At 66.6% G+C, this 356-nt stretch carries 1 protein-coding gene; it reads left to right on the plus strand.

Translation table 11 applies throughout. The features are described from left to right. A partial coding sequence (locus ACLEQD_RS45295; protein WP_410392056.1) for a condensation domain-containing protein occupies positions 1 to 356 on the plus strand: 356 nt, incomplete at both ends.

Below are 356 nucleotides of genomic sequence, written 5' to 3' on the forward strand. Positions count from 1 at the left end.
CCGTTCGAGAAGCTGGTGGAAGTCCTCCAGCCCGTTCGCGACCTGAGCCGCAGCGCGCTCTTCCAGGCGATGTTCTCCCTGCAGAACACGCCCACCGAAGCACTGCGTGTGCCGGGCTTGTCCTTCGAGCAGCTTCCGCTCGAATCGAGCTCCGCGAAGTTCGACCTGACGCTGACGCTGCAGGACTCTCCCCAGGGCTTCATCGGTGTCCTGGAGTACAGCAGCGACCTCTTCGACGCCTCGACCGTGCAGCGCATGGTGGGCCACCTGGGCGTGCTGCTGGAGGCCATCGCCGCGAAGCCGGACGCGACGCTCGCGAGCTTGCCGCTCCTCACGGCTCCGGAGCGTCAGCAGTT

Origin of the sequence: Corallococcus sp. 4LFB (genome assembly GCF_046520365.1) — a bacterium.
Taxonomy (GTDB): Bacteria; Myxococcota; Myxococcia; order Myxococcales; family Myxococcaceae; genus Corallococcus; species Corallococcus caeni.